Annotated in this window: 23 protein-coding genes; 12 read left to right on the forward strand and 11 right to left on the reverse strand. The window is 66.6% G+C overall.

All coding sequences use genetic code 11. From position 1 onward, the window contains the following. Nucleotides 1–19: 19 nt before the first annotated feature. Nucleotides 20–874, forward strand: coding sequence for a patatin-like phospholipase family protein (locus HNP02_RS33710; protein ID WP_184445018.1), 855 nt, complete (start codon nucleotides 20–22; stop codon nucleotides 872–874). Here HNP02_RS33710 and HNP02_RS33715 read toward each other — a convergent pair. Together HNP02_RS33715 and HNP02_RS33720 are read right to left on the reverse strand one after the other, a co-directional pair. Beyond that, nucleotides 863–1,810 (reverse strand): patatin-like phospholipase family protein, encoded by a 948-nt coding sequence (locus HNP02_RS33715; RefSeq protein WP_184445019.1) that lies wholly within the window; start codon nucleotides 1,808–1,810, stop codon nucleotides 863–865. The two genes, HNP02_RS33710 and HNP02_RS33715, sit on opposite strands and share 12 nt — an antisense overlap. 24 nt (nucleotides 1,811–1,834) lie before the next feature. Continuing rightward, on the reverse strand, nucleotides 1,835–2,608 hold the full coding sequence (locus HNP02_RS33720; protein ID WP_184445020.1) for an SDR family oxidoreductase: 774 nt from the start codon (nucleotides 2,606–2,608) through the stop codon (nucleotides 1,835–1,837). A gap of 75 nt (nucleotides 2,609–2,683) precedes the next feature. Between HNP02_RS33720 and HNP02_RS33725 the strand changes: the two genes are divergently transcribed. Continuing rightward, nucleotides 2,684–3,049, forward strand: coding sequence for a VOC family protein (locus HNP02_RS33725; protein ID WP_184445021.1), 366 nt, complete (start codon nucleotides 2,684–2,686; stop codon nucleotides 3,047–3,049). Here the strand turns inward: HNP02_RS33725 and HNP02_RS33730 are convergent. Both HNP02_RS33730 and lpqV read right to left on the reverse strand, forming a co-directional pair. Continuing rightward, nucleotides 3,046–3,270, reverse strand: coding sequence for a hypothetical protein (locus HNP02_RS33730; protein WP_184445022.1), 225 nt, complete (start codon nucleotides 3,268–3,270; stop codon nucleotides 3,046–3,048). The two genes, HNP02_RS33725 and HNP02_RS33730, sit on opposite strands and share 4 nt — an antisense overlap. A gap of 188 nt (nucleotides 3,271–3,458) precedes the next feature. Beyond that, the gene (gene lpqV, locus HNP02_RS33735) at nucleotides 3,459–3,905 is read right to left on the reverse strand and encodes a lipoprotein LpqV (protein WP_184445023.1); all 447 of its coding nucleotides are present in this window, start codon (nucleotides 3,903–3,905) and stop codon (nucleotides 3,459–3,461) included. A 113-nt stretch (nucleotides 3,906–4,018) separates the two neighbouring features. On the opposite strand from lpqV, the gene HNP02_RS33740 reads away from it, so the two are divergent. Then, on the forward strand, nucleotides 4,019–4,543 hold the full coding sequence (locus HNP02_RS33740; RefSeq protein WP_184445024.1) for a cysteine dioxygenase family protein: 525 nt from the start codon (nucleotides 4,019–4,021) through the stop codon (nucleotides 4,541–4,543). Nucleotides 4,544–4,557: 14 nt separating this feature from the next. Next, a complete protein-coding gene (locus tag HNP02_RS33745) occupies nucleotides 4,558–4,938 on the forward strand; it encodes a rhodanese-like domain-containing protein (protein ID WP_184445125.1) in 381 nt (126 codons plus the stop codon). Here HNP02_RS33745 and HNP02_RS33750 read toward each other — a convergent pair. From HNP02_RS33750 to HNP02_RS33760, 3 genes are read right to left on the reverse strand one after another with little or no spacing between them, the layout of a single operon-like run. Beyond that, the gene (locus HNP02_RS33750; RefSeq protein ID WP_184445025.1) at nucleotides 4,935–6,662 is read right to left on the reverse strand and encodes an alpha/beta-hydrolase family protein; all 1,728 of its coding nucleotides are present in this window, start codon (nucleotides 6,660–6,662) and stop codon (nucleotides 4,935–4,937) included. The two genes, HNP02_RS33745 and HNP02_RS33750, sit on opposite strands and share 4 nt — an antisense overlap. A 9-nt stretch (nucleotides 6,663–6,671) precedes the next feature. Continuing rightward, complete coding sequence (locus HNP02_RS33755; protein WP_184445026.1) at nucleotides 6,672–7,445, reverse strand: enoyl-CoA hydratase; 774 nt, start codon at nucleotides 7,443–7,445, stop codon at nucleotides 6,672–6,674. Between the two features lie 7 nt (nucleotides 7,446–7,452). Further along, nucleotides 7,453–8,490 (reverse strand): enoyl-CoA hydratase/isomerase family protein, encoded by a 1,038-nt coding sequence (locus HNP02_RS33760; protein ID WP_184445027.1) that lies wholly within the window; start codon nucleotides 8,488–8,490, stop codon nucleotides 7,453–7,455. Nucleotides 8,491–8,654: 164 nt separating this feature from the next. Here HNP02_RS33760 and HNP02_RS33765 point away from each other — a divergent pair, with 164 nt between their 5' ends. Both HNP02_RS33765 and HNP02_RS33770 read left to right on the forward strand, forming a co-directional pair. Further along, nucleotides 8,655–9,515 carry a Bax inhibitor-1/YccA family protein gene (locus HNP02_RS33765; protein ID WP_184445028.1) on the forward strand — a complete coding sequence of 287 codons (861 nt, stop codon included), beginning with the start codon at nucleotides 8,655–8,657 and terminating at the stop codon, nucleotides 9,513–9,515. 221 nt (nucleotides 9,516–9,736) lie between these two features. Further along, nucleotides 9,737–10,579: a DUF559 domain-containing protein gene (locus HNP02_RS33770; RefSeq protein WP_184445029.1), complete on the forward strand. Its 843-nt coding sequence runs from the start codon at nucleotides 9,737–9,739 to the stop codon at nucleotides 10,577–10,579. A gap of 67 nt (nucleotides 10,580–10,646) precedes the next feature. Here the strand turns inward: HNP02_RS33770 and HNP02_RS33775 are convergent, their stop codons facing one another. Further along, nucleotides 10,647–11,864, reverse strand: coding sequence for an acetyl-CoA C-acetyltransferase (locus HNP02_RS33775; RefSeq protein ID WP_184445030.1), 1,218 nt, complete (start codon nucleotides 11,862–11,864; stop codon nucleotides 10,647–10,649). A gap of 45 nt (nucleotides 11,865–11,909) precedes the next feature. Further along, a complete protein-coding gene (locus HNP02_RS33780) occupies nucleotides 11,910–12,878 on the reverse strand; it encodes an SGNH/GDSL hydrolase family protein (RefSeq protein WP_184445031.1) in 969 nt (322 codons plus the stop codon). A 193-nt stretch (nucleotides 12,879–13,071) separates the two neighbouring features. Here HNP02_RS33780 and HNP02_RS33785 point away from each other — a divergent pair, with 193 nt between their 5' ends. The 5 genes from HNP02_RS33785 (at nucleotide 13,072) to HNP02_RS33805 (ending at nucleotide 18,155) form a co-directional block, all read left to right on the forward strand. Next, complete coding sequence (locus HNP02_RS33785; RefSeq protein WP_184445032.1) at nucleotides 13,072–14,124, forward strand: alpha/beta hydrolase; 1,053 nt, start codon at nucleotides 13,072–13,074, stop codon at nucleotides 14,122–14,124. Nucleotides 14,125–14,193: 69 nt separating this feature from the next. Next, nucleotides 14,194–15,588: a cystathionine beta-synthase gene (locus HNP02_RS33790; RefSeq protein WP_184445033.1), complete on the forward strand. Its 1,395-nt coding sequence runs from the start codon at nucleotides 14,194–14,196 to the stop codon at nucleotides 15,586–15,588. A gap of 273 nt (nucleotides 15,589–15,861) precedes the next feature. Then, on the forward strand, nucleotides 15,862–16,884 hold the full coding sequence (locus tag HNP02_RS33795) for a hypothetical protein (protein WP_184445034.1): 1,023 nt from the start codon (nucleotides 15,862–15,864) through the stop codon (nucleotides 16,882–16,884). Nucleotides 16,885–16,921: 37 nt separating this feature from the next. Further along, complete coding sequence (locus HNP02_RS33800; protein ID WP_184445035.1) at nucleotides 16,922–17,587, forward strand: RDD family protein; 666 nt, start codon at nucleotides 16,922–16,924, stop codon at nucleotides 17,585–17,587. A gap of 67 nt (nucleotides 17,588–17,654) precedes the next feature. Beyond that, nucleotides 17,655–18,155 (forward strand): RDD family protein, encoded by a 501-nt coding sequence (locus tag HNP02_RS33805; protein WP_184445036.1) that lies wholly within the window; start codon nucleotides 17,655–17,657, stop codon nucleotides 18,153–18,155. Here HNP02_RS33805 and HNP02_RS33810 read toward each other — a convergent pair. After that, the gene (locus tag HNP02_RS33810; protein ID WP_184445037.1) at nucleotides 18,139–19,311 is read right to left on the reverse strand and encodes an acyl-CoA dehydrogenase family protein; all 1,173 of its coding nucleotides are present in this window, start codon (nucleotides 19,309–19,311) and stop codon (nucleotides 18,139–18,141) included. The genes HNP02_RS33805 and HNP02_RS33810 overlap by 17 nt on opposite strands. A gap of 64 nt (nucleotides 19,312–19,375) precedes the next feature. On the opposite strand from HNP02_RS33810, the gene HNP02_RS33815 reads away from it, so the two are divergent. Next, complete coding sequence (locus HNP02_RS33815) at nucleotides 19,376–20,554, forward strand: cystathionine gamma-synthase (RefSeq protein WP_309241791.1); 1,179 nt, start codon at nucleotides 19,376–19,378, stop codon at nucleotides 20,552–20,554. Here the strand turns inward: HNP02_RS33815 and HNP02_RS33820 are convergent. After that, nucleotides 20,540–21,202, reverse strand: a complete 663-nt coding sequence (locus HNP02_RS33820; RefSeq protein WP_184445038.1) for a GPP34 family phosphoprotein — start codon at nucleotides 21,200–21,202, stop codon at nucleotides 20,540–20,542. The genes HNP02_RS33815 and HNP02_RS33820 overlap by 15 nt on opposite strands. Between the last annotated feature and the right edge of the window lie 23 nt (nucleotides 21,203–21,225).

Here is a 21,225-nt window from a genome sequence, read left to right on the forward strand (position 1 = left end):
CCTGGCACACTCGTTTCCCGTGACGACGCGCGGACTGGTGCTGGCCGGTGGTGGACTTGCTGGCATCGCATGGGAGACGGGCATTCTGTGTGGCATCGCCGACGAGGCTCCTGACGCGGCGCAGGCGTTGCTCGCCTCCGACGTGCTGCTCGGCTCGTCGGCGGGTTCGACGGTTGCGGCTCAGCTCGGTAGCGGTGTAGGCCTCGACGAGCTCTTCGCGCGTCAGGTCGCCGAGGAGTCGCACGAGATCGACCCGGACGTCGACGTCGAGGACATCGCCGCATTGTTCGTCACCGCGATGATGACGCCGGGCGCCACCACGGAACAGAAACTGCAACGCATCGGCTCCATCGCACTGGCCACCGATACCGTCGCCGAGCGAGTTCGTCGCACCGTCATCGCGCACCGGCTGCCGTCGCACGACTGGCCCAAGAGGGTGCTGCGCGTGACGGCCATCGACGCCGTCACCGGAGAGCTGGTCGTCCTCGACGGCGCCTCGGGGGTGTCCCTCGTCGATGCGGTCGCCGCCAGTTGCGCGGTGCCGGGTGTGTGGCCACCGGTGACGATCGGCGACCGCCGCTTCATCGACGGCGCGGTGGGCAGCTCGGTGAATCTGGTGGCGGCCGGTGACTGCGACGACCTCGTCGTCCTGGTGCCGCAGGGCGAGAACTCGCCGTCACCGTTCGGCGGCGGTCCCGGCGCGGAGATCGCGGACTTCCCCGGGGAGACGCTGACGGTGTTCGCCGACGACGCGTCGCTCGCCGCCTTCGGTCTCAATCCGCTCGACCCGGCATGCCGGATCCCGTCGGCCATCGCCGGACGCGAGCAGGGGCGCCGCGAGGCCAGCCGCGTCGCTCGGTTCCTAACGGCTTGAGCCGAGGGCGTCGAGCGCGGCGGCCGCGAGTTCCTGCCCGATCTCGATGACCTCGTCGGCGCGATGGAACTCGAGGCTGCGGCAAGTGGTGCGGGGCACCTCGATGAAGAGATCGGGCGGGTAGGCGGCCATGGTGTGCCGCATCAGCGCGGCCTGTGCGATGTCGATCGTGCGGTTCATCACCTCGAAGCTGCCAAGCCGTGGCACGGATACGTCGTCATCCTCGGGGACGATGCCGTCGTTGGTGAATCGGTCGAGAACCGATCGCGCCGTTGGCGTGTCGAGCAGTGTCCGTGCCGTGGTGGTGTCGAGCAATGCCGTTGTGCTGCGCCACATCCGGTTGAGCAGGTCGACCGTCGGACTCGGCTCCGGAGTGGTGTCGGGACGGGTGGGGTCGCCGCCGCTGAGGCCTACGGCGATCGTCAGGTCGGCGTTGACCGCTGCGATCGGAGCCATCGGAAGCGGGTCGAGGATGCCGCCGTCGGCGAGCAGGCGGCCGTCGAGCAGGTAGGGCTTGATCAGTCCCGGTATGGCGATCGAGGCACGAATGGCGTCGTCGACCGGCCCGCGTTGCAGCCAGACCGACTTGCCCGCAATCAAATCCGTCGTCACCGCGGTATAGGGAATGGGGAGGTCCTCGATTACGACCTCGCCGAGGATCTCGCGGACCGCGTCGAGGATCTTCTCGGCGCGCAACACCCCAGCCGACGTGAGCGACGGATCGAGCAGTCGCAGCACCGCGCCCTGGGTTAGCGAACTTGCCCAGGTGGCGTACTCGTCGAGCTTGCCTGCGGCTTCCAGACCGCCGACCAGTGCGCCCATCGACGAACCGGCAATGCCGACGATTTCGTGGCCACGGTCGCGCAATTCGTTGATGACGCCGATGTGTGCGTAGCCGCGGGCGCCGCCGCTACCGAGTGACAGGGCGACGCGCATGGCCAATAGTCTGCCCTCCGGCCGTCAGTTCGCCTTCATCAGTCGCTGTGATATCGACGGCATCACCTGTCGCGGCACGAACCGGGTGGAGAACGTGAGGACGGAGTTGGCCAGGCCGGAAACGACCGTGGGACTTGACTTGTCGAGGGCCTTGAGCGCGGTGTCGACGACCTGTTTCGAGGTCTGGCGCCCGCGGGTCAGGAACTCCTCCCCGGTGCGCGCGAAGAACTCGGTCTCGGTGGCGCCGGGGCATAGGGTCAGCACGCGCACCCCCGTGCCCTTCGTCTCCTGCCACAGCCCCTCGGTGAACGACAGCACGAACGCCTTCGTGGCGCCGTACACCGACATGCTCGGCGTCGGTTGAAACGCCGCCGTGGAGGCCACGTTGATGATCACGCCGTGGCGCGCCCGGACCATCGCCGGGAGGAAGCGAGCCGTGAGATCGACGAGAGTTCCGCAGTTCAACTGGATTTGCGCGGCGTTGCTTTCGGGATCCTGATCGACGAAGTCGCCGTGCAGGCCGACGCCTGCGTTGTTGATGAGGACGTCGATGCGACGATCGCCCACCTGCTCGGCGAGCTTCGCGCCCGAACCGGGCAGCGCCAGGTCCGCCGCGATGACGTCGACCTCGATGTCGGGATGGCGCGCCAGCAGTGTGGTGCGCAGCTCCTCGAGCTTGTCGAGGCGACGGGCGACCAGCACCAGGTTCGCGCGGCGCTGCGCAAGCTGATGGGCGAACTCCTCGCCGATCCCGCCGCTCGAGCCCGTGATCAGCACGGTGTCATTGGTCAGGTCCATCGTCGTCTCCCCGCATCGTCGGTTTGGCCCCATCATGCGCGTTAGATATGCGCGGAAAGCGGCAATGTGAGGTAGATGATCGGAACACTTCGCTCGGTGGTGATCGACTGCAGGGACCCGCGCCGATTGGCCGACTTCTACGCCGGGCTGCTCGGCGGCGTGCCGGAGGCCGACGACGACACCTGGGTGGTGCTCAACGAGCCGTCGGGCAGGAGGTTGGCGTTCCAGTACAGCCCGCAACACGAAGCGCCGCTGTTTCCCGACCCTCGCGGATCGCAGCAGTTCCACTTGGACATCGCGGTATCCGGCATCGACGATGCCGAGCAAGAGGTGTTGGCGCTAGGGGCGACGCGGGTGACCGATGCGGTCGGCGAGGACCACTTCCGGGTCTATCGCGACCCGGCGGGACACACGTTCTGTCTGGTCTGGGGCGTGGGCTAGCAGCCGACGCGGCAGAAGAACGCGGCCGAGAGCAGGCCGATGATCAGCGCGATCTGCGGCTGCCCGCTCGATGCGGCGACGACGATGCCGGTGATCGAGGCGATCGCGATGAGGAGAAGAACGAAGCCGAGCAACACTTTCGTGCCGTTGATCGATCCGTGGGCGGCGCGAGGAAGTGAGTTCTGGCGCTGGCCGACAGGGACATTCTTAGATCCGACCATCGACAGTCTCCTTCAAGTGATGAGGAGCACATTGTACCCATTTATGTGATGGGCACCACTACATGTAGTCGAGCTAAATGCCTGCGTGTCGGGGGTTTCCGGGGGTGCGAGCCGCGGCTGACGAGGCCCCGCTGGACCGGCATTCCAGCCGTCGTGATTTAAAGGCGGCGATCAGCCGCGGCGGGCACTCAGCTGCAGAGGTCGTCGGCGGCGGCTTCGGCCGCGACGATGACCGCCGCTTGGCGGTTCGGCGAGAGCTGCGACCACGGCATGTTGAAGGTGGCAGGACTTGGCGCGTCCGACGACTGCACGCTGGCCAGGTACGGCTCGAACTGTGCCTTCTGGTCACCGCCCTGCTCCGTCATCCACACCTTCGCGGCGTGACAGGCCTGGAAGTACTCTTCTTCGGTCGATTCGGCGGGCGCCCCGACAGCGGTGGTGACGCCGTTGGGGGAGACGCCGACGGCCCCCGGCAATGCGGTGTGGGTCTGATTCGTGGTGACCGTCGTTGGTGCCGCGGAGGTCGATGCCGACGGCGACGACTTGCCGCCGTCCGACCCCGACGAGCAGCCGGCGAGGACGGCGGAAAGGACCGCCGTCGCGGCAGTCACGACGACGATCGGGTAGCTGCGCATGCCGTCAATCTATGCAAGACTCGCCAGCGTGATCGAGAGGACCATCTGCCAGGAGTGTTGTTGGGCTTGATGCCCGACTCCCTGTCCATCCTCTCTCTGGAGCTCGTGTCGCCATGTCACTCGCATCCCCGTCCATCGTCGCTCCGACCCGCCTGCGGTTGCCGGACCTCTTGCACACCACCGACACTGCCGCCGACGACGTGCTGTCCGGTCGCTACGACCACCTGCTGCCAGCCGGCGGCGTGCCCATCGACGAGCGGTGGTTCACCCGGCTCCACGGCGACGACGAACTCGACGTCTGGCTGATCAGCTGGGTGCCGGACAAGTCCACCGAACTGCACGACCACGGCGGGTCGTTGGGAGCGCTCACCGTGGTGTCCGGGGCGCTGGCCGAGACCCGGTGGGACGCCGACCGCCTGCGGCGCCGACGGTTGACTGCGGGCGACCAGGCCGGTTTCCCGCTTGGCTGGGTGCACGACGTGGTGTGGTCGCCGGAGCCGACGCACGTCGCAGGGCCCACCCTGAGCGTGCACGCCTACTCGCCGCCGCTGACCGCGATGTCGTATTACGAAGTGACCGAACGGAACACGCTGCGTCGCGACCGCACCGAGCTGACAGACAAACCGGAAGGCGACTAGTGGCGAGCCGCCCGCTGAGCCGTATTGACGCCGTGCTGGAGGCCGCGCGGGCCAAGTTGACGCGGATCGAGGCGCGCGACGTGCCTGGTGCACTGGAGCGCGGCGCGCTGCTCGTCGACATCCGGCCCGCGGCGCAACGGGCGCAGGAAGGTGATGTCGCGGCTGCGCTGGTCATCGAACGCAACGTGCTCGAGTGGCGCCTCGACCCCACCAGCGACGCCCGACTGCCCGAGGCGGTCGGCGACGACGTCGAGTGGATCGTGCTGTGCTCCGAGGGCTACACGTCGAGCCTTGCCGCGGCCTCGCTCGTCGACCTGGGCCTGCACTCGGCCACCGACGTGATCGGTGGCTACCAGGCCCTGAAGGCCGTCGGCGTCCTGGCTGCGCTGAATTAGCTGTTCTCGTCCGAGCGCAGCAGCAAGCGCAGCTTGTCCGTCTTGGCGGGCGTCCACCCCGGCGGCTGCAGGATCGCAGCCCAGGCATTGGCCACGTCGCGCACGTAGACGTGGCCGTGCCCGTCCGGTACGTCGACCGCCACCGCCATATCGGCAGACACCTGCAGGAACGTCACGATGGGAATCCACTCCGTCCGCGGCGACACGTCGTAGCCGCGGGGCTCGCGCAGCCAGTCCGGCTTGGTGAACAGCAGGTCCGGATTCCACCACGCGATGGGGTCGGAGGCGTGCTGCAGGTAGACGACCCGCGGCTGGCCCCACGGATCGGCGGGCCTGTCGAGGTTCGCGGCCTTCGCCGCGAAGCGCACGTTCTCGCCCTTGTCGTAGATGGGCAGCCACTCCGGGGAGCCCTCGTCGCGGTTGCGGGTCAGATCCGTCCAGATGGTGTTCTGGAACGTCGGGCCGGAGAACAGTGCGCCGTCAGTGCGTGCGATGAGGTTGTTCAGGGACAGGAAGGGCGCCTCACCGCCGAACGAGCCCAGGCTCTCGCCGAACACCACCAGCTTGGGGCGGGTGTTCTCGGGCATCTCGCGCACCAACGCGTCGACCGCCTCGAAAAGCGCCTGACCGGCCTGGCGGGCGTTCTCCTTGTCGACCAGGAACGACAGCCAACTGGGCAGGAACGAGTACTGCATCGACACGATCGCGGTGTTGCCGTTGTACATGTACTCCAGTGCGGACGCCTCGGCCTCGTTGATCCAGCCGGTGCCCGTCGTGGTGGCCACCGCGACGACCGCGCGGTTCAGTCCGCCGGTGCGCTGAAGCTCCCTGGCGGCCAACTCTGCGGTGGCCTTGATGCCGTTGGCGGAGTTCAGGCCTGCGTAGGTGCGGATCGGTTCGATTGCCTTGGGGCCGTTGAATTTCGTCAGCTCGTCGACGGTCGGACCATTTGCCATGAAGACCCGGCCCTGGTGGCCCAGCGACGACCAGGTGACCAGCGACTGTGGCCCGCCCGACCGCAGCGACGAGGTCGGCGCGGCGATGTCGGGATCCTCCTCATCGTTCACCGATGCGAAGGTGCTGTTGAGGGTGCTCATCGCGAAGCGAACCACGATGCCGTTCAGCAGCGCGATGGCCACGACCAGGAGGAGGGCGACGACCACGATCGCCGAAACCCTGGGTGGTGCAACGCGTTCCAGCTGTCGAACCAGATAGCGCACCAGTTTGCCGACCAGCTGACCGAGCTCGACGAAGGCGAACAGGACGACGATCGACAGGACGCCGGTCAGCGGGTGATCCCAGAAGGCCAACCGAGGTACGCCCATGAAGTCGCGGATCTCGTCCTGCCATACGTGAAACCAGACGATGGCGAGAACCTGGCCGATGATGCCGACCACGAGCAGCCCCAACCAGGCACGTCGTGGCGCAGGCGGGCTGGTTTCCTTGGAACGCATGAAGCGGACCAGCCAGACGCCGAATACGCCGAGGCCGTAACCGATTGCGCCGGCAGCGCCGCTCACGAGGCCTTGGAACAGCGGGCCGCGCGGCAGCAGCGACGGCGTCATCGAGAACCAGATGAACACCAGCCCGACGGCGGTACCGAAGAACGTGTAGTGGCGAAGCCACCAGTCTTGCTTCACCGGTGCCGGAGTCGGTTTCGGTTCGGTCGGCTCTTCCGGTTCGGCCGCAGGCGGATCGTCGGCCTTGGCGTCCGTGTCTGTCACGAACGCACTTTATCGGTGTGTGAAGTTCGGCGGGCGCTTCTCGGTGAACGCGGCCATGCCCTCGGTCTGGTCATCGGTGGCGAAGGCGGAGTGGAAGAGTCGACGCTCGTAGAGCAGGCCCTCGGCGAGGGTCGACTCGAAGGCGCGGTTGACGGCCTCCTTCGCCATCCGGGATGCCGACAGCGACATGCCCGCGATGGTGGCGGCGACGGCGTTCGCCTCGCTGAGCAGAGTGTCGGCGGGCACGACCCGCGACACCAGGCCGCTGCGGTCGGCCTCGTCGGCGTCGATGGTGCGCCCGGTCAGGATCAGGTCCATCGCCTTGGCCTTGCCGATGGCGCGCGTGAGCCGCTGCGATCCGCCCATGCCTGGCAGCACACCGAGTTTGATCTCGGGCTGGCCGAACTTGGCGGTATCGGCGGCGATCAGGAGGTCGCACATCATCGCGAGCTCACATCCGCCGCCGAGCGCATAACCGGCGACGGCGGCGATGGTGGGGGTGCGGGTGGCGGCGAACTTCGACCACGGCTCGAAGAAGTTCGCGGCGAACACGTCGCCGAACGACAGGTCGGCCATCTCCTTGATGTCCGCGCCCGCGGCGAACGCCTTCTCGTTACCCGTGATGATGATGGCGCCGATGCCTGCGTCGGCATCGAATTCTGCCGCCGCCGTGGTGACTTCGGCCATCACCTTACTGTTGAGCGCGTTGAGCGCCTTGGGCCGGTTCAACGTGATGGTGCCGACGCGGTCCTCGCGGGTCACCAGGATGGTCTCGTAACTCATGGTTCTCCTAGAACGTCAGGTCGGGATCGGCCGGTTTGAAGTATGCCTCGACGTCGGCCGTAGAGACTTGGGCCAACGACGACGGTGACCATTTCGGATTGCGGTCCTTGTCGATGACCTGGGCGCGGATGCCCTCGACGAGGTCGTGTGAGAGCAATGCTGCGGTCTGCGTCCGGAACTCCTGGCGCAGAACGTCTTCCAGTGTGTCGAGCGTGGCCGCGCGGCGGATCGCTTTGAGTGCGACGGATGCCGCGGTGGGGGAGCGGGAAGCGATCAGGTTGGCCGCGTCGGTGGCAGGCCCGGCGTCGTGACCGCGCAGTGCGGCGACGATGTCGGCCAGCGTCTCGCCCGAGTAGCAGTGATCGATCCAGTTCTGTTGGGCAAGTAGTGAACTCGGAGGTGGCTCGATGGCATGGGCGGCGAGGGCGGCGTCGATGCCACCATCGATGATCGCCTTCTTGAACTCACCGAGCACGTCGTGGGGCACGTAATGGTCGGCGAAGCCCAACGCGATGGCGTCGGCACCGTTGAATGGAGCGCCCGTCAACGCGGCATGTAAGCCGAGGCGACCAGGCGCCCGCGAGAGGATGAACGAGCCGCCCACGTCGGGAATGAGACCGATGCCCACCTCCGGCATGGCCATCTTCGTGCTGTCGGTGACGACCCGGACGCTTGCGTGGGCGCTGACACCGACGCCACCGCCCATCACGATGCCGTCCATCACTGCCACGTAGGGCTTGGAGTACCTGGCGATGTGCGCGTTGAGCACGTACTCGTCGTGCCAGAACGTCCGCGCCTCGACGCCATCGCCGCGGGCGCTGTTGTAGACGTCGACGATGTCGCCGCCTGCGCACAACCCACGCTCGCCTGCGCCCGTCAGCAGCACGGTGTGAACGGAACCGTCGTTCTCCCAGTCCGTCAGCGTGCTGTCGAGGACGGTCACCATGCCGTGGGTGAGCGAATTGATGGCCCTTGGCCGGTTCAGCGTCAAGATGCCGACGCCGTTGTCGACGCTTACTAGGATGTCCTCGTTTTCTTCGGCCACGGCTAAGCAATCTAGAGCGTCGGCCTGGCCCGACGCGCGACGGGTAGCGTCTTGCTGAGAAAGCTCACAGATTCAGTGTCGACGGCGGGAACCTTGTCTGACACGCTGATCGTTGTTGGAGTATTCGCCAGCAGGCGAAGCACAGCACAGGAGAGGATCCGACGGTGCGCGAGAGCAGCAACCCGGTATTCCGGTCCCTGCCCAAGGGGCAGCAGGGCGGATACGCGCAGTTTGGTACCGGAGCCGCTGGCTACGGTGCCCAGCAGGTACGTGACGCAGAGCCATACGCGACGCAGTACCCAGATCAACGGCAGACCGGGGTCTCCCGGCCGCTGACCATCGATGACGTCGTCACCAAGACCGGCATCACGCTCGCTGTGCTGTCCGCGGTCGCCGTCGTCTCCTACTTCCTGGTTGCGCAGAACCTATCGCTGGCCATGCCGTTCGTGCTCGTTGGCGCGCTCGGTGGCCTGGCGCTGGTGCTGATCGCGACCTTCGGCCGCAAGCAGGACAACCCGGCGATCGTGCTGAGCTACGCCGCGCTCGAGGGTTTGTTCCTCGGCGCGTTCTCGTTCGTCCTTGCCAACGTCTACGTGTCGGGTGCGAGCGCAGGAACGCTGATCTTCCAGGCGGTGCTTGGCACTCTCGGAGTGTTCTTCGGCATGCTGGTCGTCTACAAGACCGGCGCCATCCGCGTCACGCCGAAGTTCACCAGGATGCTCGTCGCGGCCATGTTCGGCGTGCTGGTCCTGATGCTCGGCAACCTGGTGCTCGGCATGTTCGGTGTCGGCGGCGGTGAAGGCATGGGGCTGCGCAGCGGCGGCCCGATCGCGATCATCTTCTCGCTGGTCTGCATTGGCATCGCGGCGTTCAGCTTCCTGCTCGACTTCGACGCAGCCGATCAGATGATCCGCGCCGGTGCGCCGGAGAAGGCCGCATGGGGCGTCGCCCTCGGCCTGACCGTCACGCTGGTCTGGCTGTACATCGAGATCCTTCAGCTGCTGAGCTACTTCCAAAGGGATTAGCAGCTCTCCTAGAGAAGGGGCGTCCGCTACTGCGGGCGCCCTTTTTCGTGTGCTGTGATGGAGCCCGCCGTCACCCCCTCCCCGCCCGCCGGCGGCGCCCCCCGCCTCCCCGCCGGCGGCGCCCCATACTCTCCCTGCCGAAACTGCTCACAGATCGCGATTTATCCACAAATTGCGATCTGACAGCAGTTTCGGGCGTTGGTGTGGCCCACGGTGGAGCCATGGACATCCGTGATCGCCCTTTCGTCGGCAGCGAGGCGCTCGCCGCCGGTCTGGTCAGGAAACACGAACTGAGGTCGCGCTTTCGATCCGTCTTCCCTGACGTGTACGTCGGGGCTGACGTAGATCTGACCCTGCAGCTGAGAGCGGTCGCGGGTTGGCTCTGGTCGCACAGAGAAGGCGTCATCGCTGGCCTCACGGCGGCGGGATTGCATGGCGCGAAGTGGATCGACGACTGCCTGCCCGTGGAGTTGGTGTGGACCAATGCCCGGCGTCCTCACGGCCTTAGGACCTACGACTTTCGCCTTGACGCAGGCGAATTCGTGACATTCGACGATCTGAGGGTGACGACACCTGAACGCACGGCATTCGACATCGGTAGGCGGGGACGTGTCGACGAAGCGGTAGCGCGCCTTGATGCCCTGGGCAATGCGACCGGTTTCAAGGCAGATGACGTGCTCGCCATTGCCGACCGCCACCCCGGCGTACGTGGTATGCGACAGCTCGCAGTCGCGCTCGACCTCTACGATTCGGGCGCCCAGTCGCCAAAGGAGACATGGCTTCGACTTCTGCTCATCGACGCGGGTTTTCCGAGGCCGAGAACACAGATACCGGTGCGCGGCCCCGATGGTGATCCGCTGTATTACCTCGATATGGGTTGGGACGATCCGATGGTCGCCGTCGAGTACGACGGAAGCCAGCACGCCGATCAGATCGGATATGACATCGTGCGGCATGAGTACATCGCCAGTGTCGGCTGGGCAACGATCAGGGTGGCCGCCGGCCATCGGCGTGCCAGCATCATCGCCCGCGTGCGCCGCGCCCGGGACTCCAGACTGCTGTGAGATCGCGAAAAGTCGACGGAATGCGATCTGACAGCAGTCTCGGCGAGATGGAAGGGGGAGCGGGCGGCTAGCTCAGCCGCTCGACCACCATCGCCATGCCCTGGCCGCCGCCGACGCACATCGACTCGACACCGAACGTCTTGTCATGCGTCGCAAGGTTGTTCAGCAGCGTGGCGGTGATGCGAGCACCCGTCATGCCGAACGGGTGACCCAGCGCGATGGCGCCACCGGACACGTTCAGCCGGTCCTCGTCGATTCCGAGTTCCCGCGCCGAGCCGATCACCTGAACGGCGAACGCCTCGTTGATCTCGACGAGGTCGATGTCGGAGATCTGCTTGCCCGCCTTTGCCAGCGCCTTCTTGATCGCCTCGATCGGACCAAGGCCCATGATCTCCGGCGAGAGCCCCGACACGGCCGTCGACACGATGCGGGCCAGCGGCGTCAGGCCCAGCTCCTTGGCCTTGGTGTCGCTCATGATGACGAGGGCCGCGGCGCCGTCGTTCAGCGGACACGCGTTGCCCGCAGTGACCGTGCCGTTCGGCCGGAACACCGGCTTGAGCTGGCTGATCGCCTCGTAGGTGGTGCCAGCGCGCGGGCCGTCGTCCTTGGACACGACGGTCCCGTCGGGCAGCGTGACCGGCACGATCTCGCGCTCGAAGAAGCCGTTCTTGATGGCCTCCTCTGCGCGGTTCTGGCTGCGCACGCCCCAGAGGTCCTGATCCTCGCGGCTGATGCCGGTCTTCAGTACGACGTTCTCGGCGGTCTGCCCCATGGCGAGGTAGACGTCGGGAATCAGGCCGTCGGCACGCGGGTCGTGCCATTCGTCAGCGCCAGCCGACGCGCCCTCCGAACGCTTGCCTGCCTCGTCGTAGAACGGGTTCTTGGTGTCCGGCCACGAGTCGGCGTTGCCCTTGCCGAACCGCGACACGGTCTCGACGCCTGCGGAGATGAACACATCGCCCTCGCCGGCCTTGATCGCGTGGAACGCCATCCGGGTGGTCTGCAGCGACGACGAGCAGTACCGGTTGACCGTAGTGCCCGGCAGGAAGTCGTAGCCGAGCTGCACGGCGACGGTGCGGCCGATGTTGAAGCCCGACTCGCCTGCAGGCTGGCCGCAGCCCATGATCAGGTCGTCGATGTCGCGCGGGTCGAGGGAGGGCACCTTGTCCAGCGCCGCCCGCACCATCTGGGTGGCCAGATCGTCGGGCCGGATGGATGCCAGCGAACCCTTGAAGGCGCGGCCGATCGGCGAGCGGGCGGTCGAGACGATGACGGCTTCGGGCATGACGGCTCCCTGATGTTGATTGGCTCTACGAAATCTAAGGAGAAACTAGCTCGTCGCGGGTACGACGATCGGCGCGGGTACACCCGTTGTGCGACGCCACAGCCGGCTGACGTCGCCGAGCCTCGAGATCACGTTGGTCCCGTCGGCCAACCGCGACTTCAGTGCTGGCTCGGTCGTGGTGTCGTTCGTCAACTCTCCCAACGCCTTACACAGCGCGGGCAGCAGTTGGGTGGCGGCCAGGGAGTATCCGGCCGCGGACGGATGGAACATGTCGGGCGAGAACAAAACCTCGGGCGCCCGGAGGAATTCGGGGGCCAGCAGGTCGGAGAACGGCACCGGGACACCGCCCGCGGCACGGACGGCGCCCGCCTGCGAGCGGGCCAGCTGCAGGCCGAGGGTGCGGGCCACCAAGCGCAGCGGCTGCGGAATCGCGGTGATGACTCCGAAGTCCGGGCACGTCCCCACCACGACGACGGCACCGCTGCCGCGCAAACGTCGCACTGCTGCGCCCAGCCGCCGCGCCGACGGGCCGATGCCGTTGACCGCGGTAATGTCGTTGGCGCCGATCATCACGACGGCGGCGTCCGGGGGTGGGCCCGTCACGAACATCGCGTCGATCTGACCCGACAGCCCCTTGGACGTGGCGCCGACGATCGCCTTGGTGCTCAACCTGATCCGCTTGCCGGATTCCTCGGCGAGCCCGCGCGCGATCAGCACGCCGGGCACCTCATCGGCGACGTGACAGCCGTACCCGGTGGCCGTGGAGTCGCCGAAGATCATCAGATGCAGGTCGAACGGCACCCCGCGTTGCCATTTCTCGACGGGGCGGCCTCCGCGGGTGTAGACGCCGTCGGCGCGCGGCGGGACTTCCCAGGACTTGGGGATGATCTGGCGAGCCTGTGTGGCCTGCCCGCTCAGCAGGTTGCGCGCCCCCACGTATGCAGAACCCGTCGAGGCGAGCGCGGCCGCAGCCGCGAGCGCGATGGTCGACCGACGGGGTGCACGAATGCCCACCCGGCAAGTTTAAGGGCAGTTCCGCACATCTCCGCGTGGCGATGGCGCGAGGCCGGTCACATTGCGGTATCAAGTCCGGTACGAAATCAGATTCTTCGATTGTTGAAAAGTAAGTAGGGTGTCAAGCTAAGTTACCCGAGCCGGCTGGAGACAGTCATACAACGGGTACTACAACGGCGTAGGAGTGGTGGCGATGACCGCACCGAGCAAGGTATCGAGCAGGTCTCACGCTGGCATTAGCCCAGCTAGACCCCATAAAGCACGTCGGTTTCCAGTCAGTGACGGCGCCCCGGTCGAGGTCGTCGAGGACGGCGCGAGCATCGCAGGACGATTGTTTGCTCTGGCCGCGATGTTGACCATCAAGCCAACCCTCACCATTGGCAGCCACGCACCCCGACTGCCCTGGCCGTGGGGCCTGCTGGACTTCGCCGCACGCGTCATGAGGCCAGCTCCAGGGACCGTTCGCGCCACCATCGGATTGCCCAACTGCAACGCCCAGCTGGTGCGCGCGTCAGGTGTCCTTCCGGCCGACGGCAAGCGCCGCGTAGTCCTGTACATGCACGGGGGCGCGTTCCTGACGTGTGGAGTCAATACGCACGGCCGGTTGGTGGAAGCGTTGTCCAAGTACGCAGACAGCCCTGTGCTCGTCGTGAACTACCGGATGATCCCGAAGCATTCGATCGGGCAGGCCATGGAGGACTGCCAGGACGCCTACCAGTGGCTGCGGCTCAAGGGTTACGAGCCCGACCAGATCGTGCTGGCCGGTGACTCGGCAGGCGGCTACCTGTCGCTGGCACTGGCCGAGAAGCTGCACCTCGAGGGTGAGCTGCCTGCGGCCGTCGTGACCATGTCACCGCTGTTCGAGATCGACAACGAGCACCGGGCCCAGCACCCCAACATTCATTCGGACGCGATGTTCCCACCGAAGGCGTTCACCGCGCTGGTCGAGCTGGCCGAGTCGGCCGCCAAGCGCCACATCGTCGACGGCGAACCGGAACGGGTGTACGAGCCGCTCGATCACATCGAGCCGGGACTGCCCCGCACGCTCATCCACGTGTCGGGCTCGGAGGTTCTGCTCAACGACGCGAGAAAGGCCGCGCACATGCTGGCGGCCGCCGGGGTGCCGGTGGAGGTCCGGGTCTGGCCCGGCCAGATGCACGTGTTTCAGCTGACCGCGCCCGCGGTCAAGGAGGCGACGCGCTCGCTGCGACAGATTGGCGAGTACATCCGAGAGGCCACCTGGTAGGCGTGCGGACGCGAGGAGCAGTTTGGACCCTGCCTGGTACCTGGTCGCGGGGCCTGACACGATGGACCCATGCGGATCGCGAGCCATCTCAGTGAGCTCATCGGCAACACACCCCTAGTTCGACTGAACTCCGTTGTGCCCGAAGGGGCCGGAGTCGTCGCAGCCAAGATCGAGTACCTCAACCCTGGCGGCAGCTCCAAGGACCGCATCGCGGTCAAGATGATCGAAGCCGCGGAGGCCGCGGGCGAGCTGAAGCCCGGCGGCACCATCGTCGAGCCGACGTCGGGCAATACGGGCGTGGGGTTGGCCATCGTCGCGCAGCAGCGCGGGTACAAGTGCATCTTCGTCTGCCCTGACAAGGTCAGCGAGGACAAGCAGAACGTGTTGCGCGCGTACGGCGCCGATGTCGTGGTGTGCCCGACCGCGGTGCCGCCCGATCATCCGGACAGCTATTACAGCGTGTCGAACCGCCTTGTCGAGGAGATCGACGGCGCGTGGAAGCCGGACCAGTACTCCAACCCGAACGGGCCTGCGAGCCACTACGAGACGACGGGGCCGGAGATCTGGGCCGACACCGACGGCAAGGTGACGCACTTCGTCGCGGGTGTCGGTACCGGCGGGACGATCACCGGTGCAGGCCGGTACCTCAAGGAGGTCTCGGGCGGCGCGGTGAAGATCATCGGCGCGGATCCGGAGGGGTCGGTGTACTCGGGCGGTACGGGCAGGCCCTATCTGGTCGAAGGCGTGGGTGAGGACTTCTGGCCGTCGGCCTACGACCCGACCATCACCGACGAGGTCATCGCGGTCTCTGACGCGGACTCGTTCGACATGACCAGGCGGCTGGCCCGCGAGGAGGCGCTGCTCGTCGGCGGCTCCTGCGGCATGGCCGTAGTGGCCGCCATACAGATCGCCGAGCGTGCAGGGCCCGACGCGTTGGTCGTCGTTCTGCTGCCCGACGGCGGACGGGGTTATCTCTCAAAGGTTTTCAACGACGCGTGGATGTCGTCGTACGGCTTCCTTCGCGGCAGGCTCGACGGGTCGATCGAGCAGTCGACGGTCGGAGACGTGTTGCGGCGCAAGTCCGGGGCGCTTCCCGACCTGGTGCACACCCATCCGTCCGAGACGGTGCGCGACGCCATCGGCATCCTGCGCGAGTACAGCGTGTCGCAGATGCCGGTCGTCGGCGCGGAGCCTCCGGTGATGGCCGGAGAGGTGGCCGGCAGCGTATCGGAACGTGAACTCCTGTCGGCCGTATTCGAGGGCCGGGCAAAGTTGGCAGACGCCGTTTCGCAGCACATGGGGCCACCATTGCCGCTCATTGGGGCCGGTGAACTGGTCTCGACGGCCGCCAAGACTCTGCGTGAATGCGATGCGGTGATGGTGGTCGAAGAGGGCAAACCCGTTGGCGTAATCACGCGACACGACTTGCTCGGATTCCTGTCGGACGGCAATCCCCGCCGGTAGGATCCTCGTTAGTACGGCTACTGACCGCTGTGAGCAGTAACCGAAAACCGTTAGCTTAGTTAATCATTCCGCCTCGGGGGAGGGTGACGGGGAGTGATGAAGTTCAGATTATGAGCGGCTTTGTAACCCTGTTCTCAGGTAGGGTTACACCGCTCGCTCCCAGCTAACTCATCATTGAAGGGTCCAATACCGATGAACTGCGTCTGTAGCGGCCAATAACATTGCAAGTCAACAGCTTCGATCAATGAATTTGCGAGAAAGAGAAAGGGAATCGTGACCAACCCACCACCCCCACCGCCTCCTGGCGGCAACTACCCGCCTCCGGGTGGCTACCCGCCGCCTCCGCCTCAGGGGCCTCCTGGTGGGTACCCGCCACCGCCACAGCCTGGCGGCAACTACCCGCCCCCGCCGCCGCAGGGGCCTCCGGGTGGCTACCCGCCGCCCCCGCCGCCGCAGGGCCCCCCGGGTGGGTATCCGCCGCCGCCGGGACAGGCTGGATATCCGCCGCCCCCGCAGGGTGGCTACCCACCACCTCCGCAGGGTGGATACGCGCCACCGCCTCCAGGTGGCCCGGGCTACGGCGGCCCGGTGCAGGTGAACATCGGTGAGGCGTTCAGCTGGGCATGGAACAAGTTCAGCAAGAACGCCGCCCCACTGATCGTCGCGACCCTGATCTACGGCGTGATCGTCGGTGTGCTGTACGGGATCATCTACGCCGTGGCCCTGCTCCTGGCGCCCGATCCGGTCAGCTACTACGACTCGTCCGGCTCGGGTTTCAGCTACTCGTACAGCGCAGGCTTCGGTGCGGCGAGCATCGCGGTTCTGGTCCTCGGCGGGTTGGTGTTGGTCGTCCTGATCGGCGCGATCCAATCGGCGTATCTCGGTGCCTTGCTGGACATCGCGAATGGTGAGCAGGTTGCGATTGGATCGTTCTTCAAGCCGCGCAACGTCGGCAGCGTCGTGCTCGGCGCATTGATCGTCGGCGTCTTGGTGTCGATCGGCTATGTGCTGTGCGTTCTCCCGGGCTTGGCGGTGGCGATCTTCACGATCTTCACGACCATTCTCATCGTCGAACGGAACCTCGCACCGATCGACGCGATCAAGGCGAGCATTGACATCGTCAAGGCGAATTTCGTGCAGGTCCTCCTCGTCTGGTTGATCTTCGGCGTCATCACGACGGTTGGCTCGTTGCTCTGCGGCATCGGTTTGATCGTCGCCGTACCGGTGGCGACGCTCTTCTTGGTCTACGCCTACCGCAAGCTCAGTGGCGGACAGGTCGCACCGCTCACTCCGTAGATCGACTGGGTTTCGGAAGAGAGAAAGAAGGAAGACAGTGACGAATCCACCGCCTCCCGGAAACTATCCGCCACCTCCTGGTGGCTTTCCGCCTCCGCCACCGCCTCCTGGTGGATTCCCGCCTCCGCCACCGCCGCCGGGTGGTGGCTACCCACCTCCACCACTTTCGGCAGGTGGGTACGCCCCGCCACCGCCCGGTGCTCGTCCGTCGGGGTCGCCAGATCAGTACACGCCTTGGGTGACGCGTGCCCTGGCATGGCTCATCGACTACATTCCGGTCGCGCTGTTGACCGGGATCGGGGTCATCTGCCTGGTCACCATGCAGAAGGTCGAAACGGTCTGTCTCACAGATGATTCCGAGTTCAACCTCGGTGAATTCTGCGCTACCGGCAACAACGGACCGTCCGGATTGGCATGGGCGATCTTCGCCGTCACCACGCTGCTCGGCCTTGCCTTCGCGATCTGGAATTACGGCCTGAGGCAGGGCAAGACCGGATCGAGTGTCGGCAAGGCGATCCTGAAGTTCAAGGTCGTCAGTGAGGCGACGGGACAGCCGATCGGCTTCGGCATGTCGATCGTGCGGCAGATCGCCCACGCCATCGACGGCGCCATCTGCTACATCGGTTACCTGTTCCCGCTGTGGGACGCGAAGCGGCAGACGATCGCCGACAAGCTGTTGAAGACCATCTGCGTACCGATCTGATCGCGCTCGACACTCATCGGCCCGCCAGCTTCGTGCTGGCGGGCCGATCTGTGCTCTACTGCCGGTCATGACGGCAAGCGTTCCGATCTACGCACCGTGGCCGCGGCGGGTGTTGGCCTTCCTCCTTGACGCGGTTCCTGTCGTGATCCTGGCGGCCCTGGCCGTCATCCTGCTGTACCTCACCAGGATTCGCGGATGCGACGGAGATCCGTCCGCACGCGATCTCGGTGCCCAGTGCGCGTCGAACACCAGCCCGTTGGGTGTGATCTGCTTCGTCGTCGCATGGTTGGCGATCATCGGCTACGGCATCTGGAACTTCGGCTACCGGCAGGGCAGGACGGGCTCGAGCGTCGGCAAGACCGCCCTGCGCCTCAGGGTGGTCGACGTCGCGTCGGGCGAGCCGATCGGCTTCCTGCGCTCGGTGATCCGGCAGTTCGCCCACGTGGTGGAGCCGCTCAGCCTCGGCCTTGGCTACCTATGGCCGCTGTGGGACTCGAAGCGTCAAACGTTCGCCGACAAGCTGGCCTCGACGGTGTGCGTGCGCTCCGAGGTCAACGGAACGCACTGACGCCGGTCAACGCCTCGCCGATGACCATCTGGTGCACCTCAGAGGTGCCCTCGTAGGTCAGCACCGACTCCAGGTTGTTGGCGTGCCGGATCACCGGGTACTCGAGCGTGATGCCGTTGGCACCCAACAGAGTTCGGCACTGCCGGGCGATCTTGATGGCTTCGCGCACGTTGTTGAGCTTGCCGACGCTGACCTGCTCCGGCCGGATCCGGCCCTCGTCCTTGAGCCTGCCGAGATGCAGTGCCAACAGTTGAGCCTTGCCGAGTTCGACGGCCATGTCGGCGATCTTGGCCTGCGTGATCTGATAGCCGGCCAGCGCCTTGTCGAACACCATGCGGGTGCCGACGTAGTCCAGCGTGGTCTCCAGGCAGTCGCGTGCCGCGCCGACGGCACCGAACACGATGCCGAACCGGGCCTCCGACAGGCAGGCCAGCGGTCCCGACAACCCGCGTGCGCCAGGCAGTTTGGCCTCGTCAGGCAGTCGCACGTCGTCGAGGCTGAACTCCGAAGTGACCGACGCCCGCAGCGACAGCTTGTGCGTCATCTCGCGGGCACTGAAGCCGGGCGTCGACGTCGGCACCGCGAACCCCAGGATGCCCTCCTCGGCGCGCGCCCACACCACCGCGACGTCGGCCACCGAGGCGTTGGTGATCCACATCTTCGAGCCGTTGAGCACCCAGTCCGAGCCATCGCGGCGGGCCGTCGTGCGCATGCCGCCGGGATTGGACCCGAAGTCGGGTTCGGTCAGCCCGAAGCAGCCGATCAGTTCCCCGGCGGCCATCCCCGGCAGCCACTGTTCGCGCTGCTCCTCGCTGCCCCAGTGGTGGATCGCGAACATCGCCAAGGACCCCTGCACCGAGACGAGGCTGCGCAGCCCGCTGTCGACGGCCTCCAGCTCCTGGCACACCAGGCCGTAGGCCGTGGCGGTCGAGCCGCTGCAGCCGTACCCGGTGAGGTGCATGCCGAGCAGACCGAGCTTGCCGATCTCGACCGCGAGCTCGCGGACGGGCACTTCACCCGATTCGAACCACTCTGCGACGAAAGGGCGCAGGCGCTGCTCGCCGAACTGCCGAACCATGGTGCGCAGCTCGATGTCCTCGGTGTTCAGCAGCGAATCGAGGTCGAGGAGGTGCTCGATCGTGGTGGATGCGGCCATGGTCTGGTTTCTACACCAACGGGCACCGGCCGTGGCGAGGCCCGGCACCGTTACCCTGATCGCCGTGAGTGAGCAGCGCAGCAAATTAGACGCGTTTCGCGCGTACGGACCGGCGACCCGGGCCATCCACGCCGGTTACCGGCCCGATCCCGCGACCGGCGCGGTCAACGCGCCGATCTACGCCAGCTCGACGTTCGCCCAGGACGGCGTCGGCGGGCTGCGCGGCGGCTACGAGTACGCCCGCACGGGTAACCCCACCCGAGCGGCGCTCGAGGCGGCCCTCGCCTCGATCGAGGGCGGCGCGTTCGGCCGTGCCTTCTCCTCGGGCATGGCGGCCACCGACTGTGCGCTGCGGTCCCTGCTGCGGCCCGGCGATCACGTCGTCATCCCCGACGACGCCTACGGCGGCACGTTCCGGCTCATCGACAAGGTCTTCACGCAGTGGGGGATCACCCACACGCCCGCGGCGTTGGCCGACCTCGATGCCGTCCGCGCGGCGGTGACGCCCAAGACCAAGCTGGTCTGGGTCGAGACGCCCACCAACCCGCTGCTGACCATCGCCGACATCGCGGGAATCGCCCAGGTGGCCTCGGCCGCCGGCGCGAAGGTGTTGGTGGACAACACGTTTGCCTCGCCAGCGCTGCAGCAGCCGTTGGCGCTGGGTGCTGATATCGTGCTGCACTCGACGACGAAGTACATCGGTGGGCACTCCGACGTCGTCGGCGGCGCATTGGTGACCAACGACGAGGAACTCGACGACGCGTTCGCCTTCCTGCAGAACGGCGCGGGCGGAGTGCCGGGACCGTTCGACGCATATCTGACGATGCGCGGGCTCAAGACCCTCGTCCTTCGCATGCAACGGCACAGCGAGAACGCCTCCCTGGTCGCCGAATTCCTCGGCGGGCACCCCGCCGTCGAGAGTGTGCTGTACCCGGGGCTGCCCAATCACCCCAACCACGAGGTGGCCAGGCGGCAGATGTCGGCCTTCGGCGGCATGGTGTCGGTGCGGCTGCGCGGTGGCCGCGAGGCCGCCCTCCGGCTGTGCGCGCGCACCGAGATCTTCATCCTCGCCGAGTCGCTCGGTGGCGTGGAGTCGCTGATCGAGCATCCCGGTTCGATGACGCACGCCTCGACGGCGGGCTCGCAGCTCGAGGTGCCCGACGACCTGGTCCGGCTGTCGGTGGGAATCGAGGAGGCCGGCGACCTGCTTGGCGATCTCGAGCAGGCGCTACGACAGGGCTGACCGCACCGCCGACGCGGTGACCGCCAGGTTCATCTCGGGCATGGCGGTGGGGGACTCGTTCACCCAACTGCCGCTGGCGATTTCGCTGGCCCGGGAGTGAACCCAACGCCAGCCGCGGTCGTTGAGGCTGAACAAGGCGCCCAGCCCGTCCGCGGCATGCAACAGCGAGACGATGCCCGCCGTCACAGGGGTCGGCGGCCGACCGTCGAACAACGCCGACAGCAGGTCGGCCCGTGCCCGCCCGACACGGTCGCGGTTGGTCAGTGGCCACGCATATGGCGTGCGGAATCGCTTGGACGGCAAGGGGACCCGACGTATCTGGCCGAGCCGCTCCAGGTGCAGAGCCAGCTGCTCCTGGGTGCCCTTGCGCAACTTCGACACCGCCGAGTCGGGCGACAACGGCCGGCGCTGAAGCAGCTGGAAGGCCGGTTCGACGACGGGATCACCAGACCCGGCCGCGACAAGCGCCAGCAGAAGCCCCGCCTCCGTGGCGTCACCAGGGACGGCCGGACGGATGCGGCAGGCGTAGGCCAGATCCAGAAGGACCGCGGCTGCGAGGAGCCGTTCACGACGGTCGCGTTCCAGGGCCGGCTGCGCCGACGCGTTGTCCAGAAGTAGCAGAAAGAGGTCCTCGGCGATCTGCGCCATGAAACGGACCGTAGATCAGCCGG

It is taken from the genome of Mycobacterium sp. AZCC_0083 (assembly GCF_014202335.1).
In the GTDB taxonomy this organism is placed as follows: Bacteria; Actinomycetota; Actinomycetes; order Mycobacteriales; family Mycobacteriaceae; genus Mycobacterium.

What these genes read in the sequence shown, in the direction of transcription:
- HNP02_RS33720 (WP_184445020.1), bottom strand. Translation starts at nt 2,608, where the DNA reads ATGGACCTGACCAATGACACCGTGCTGATCACGGGCTCGAGCGGCGGG.
- HNP02_RS33725 (WP_184445021.1), top strand. Translation starts at nt 2,684, where the DNA reads ATGATCGGAACACTTCGCTCGGTGGTGATCGACTGCAGGGACCCGCGC.
- HNP02_RS33775 (WP_184445030.1), bottom strand. Translation starts at nt 11,864, where the DNA reads ATGCCCGAAGCCGTCATCGTCTCGACCGCCCGCTCGCCGATCGGCCGC.
- HNP02_RS33730 (WP_184445022.1), bottom strand. Translation starts at nt 3,270, where the DNA reads ATGGTCGGATCTAAGAATGTCCCTGTCGGCCAGCGCCAGAACTCACTT.
- HNP02_RS33820 (WP_184445038.1), bottom strand. Translation starts at nt 21,202, where the DNA reads ATGGCGCAGATCGCCGAGGACCTCTTTCTGCTACTTCTGGACAACGCG.
- lpqV (WP_184445023.1), bottom strand. Translation starts at nt 3,905, where the DNA reads ATGCGCAGCTACCCGATCGTCGTCGTGACTGCCGCGACGGCGGTCCTT.
- HNP02_RS33770 (WP_184445029.1), top strand. Translation starts at nt 9,737, where the DNA reads ATGGACATCCGTGATCGCCCTTTCGTCGGCAGCGAGGCGCTCGCCGCC.
- HNP02_RS33740 (WP_184445024.1), top strand. Translation starts at nt 4,019, where the DNA reads ATGTCACTCGCATCCCCGTCCATCGTCGCTCCGACCCGCCTGCGGTTG.
- HNP02_RS33790 (WP_184445033.1), top strand. Translation starts at nt 14,194, where the DNA reads ATGCGGATCGCGAGCCATCTCAGTGAGCTCATCGGCAACACACCCCTA.
- HNP02_RS33715 (WP_184445019.1), bottom strand. Translation starts at nt 1,810, where the DNA reads ATGCGCGTCGCCCTGTCACTCGGTAGCGGCGGCGCCCGCGGCTACGCA.
- HNP02_RS33785 (WP_184445032.1), top strand. Translation starts at nt 13,072, where the DNA reads ATGACCGCACCGAGCAAGGTATCGAGCAGGTCTCACGCTGGCATTAGC.
- HNP02_RS33755 (WP_184445026.1), bottom strand. Translation starts at nt 7,445, where the DNA reads ATGAGTTACGAGACCATCCTGGTGACCCGCGAGGACCGCGTCGGCACC.
- HNP02_RS33810 (WP_184445037.1), bottom strand. Translation starts at nt 19,311, where the DNA reads ATGGCCGCATCCACCACGATCGAGCACCTCCTCGACCTCGATTCGCTG.
- HNP02_RS33805 (WP_184445036.1), top strand. Translation starts at nt 17,655, where the DNA reads ATGACGGCAAGCGTTCCGATCTACGCACCGTGGCCGCGGCGGGTGTTG.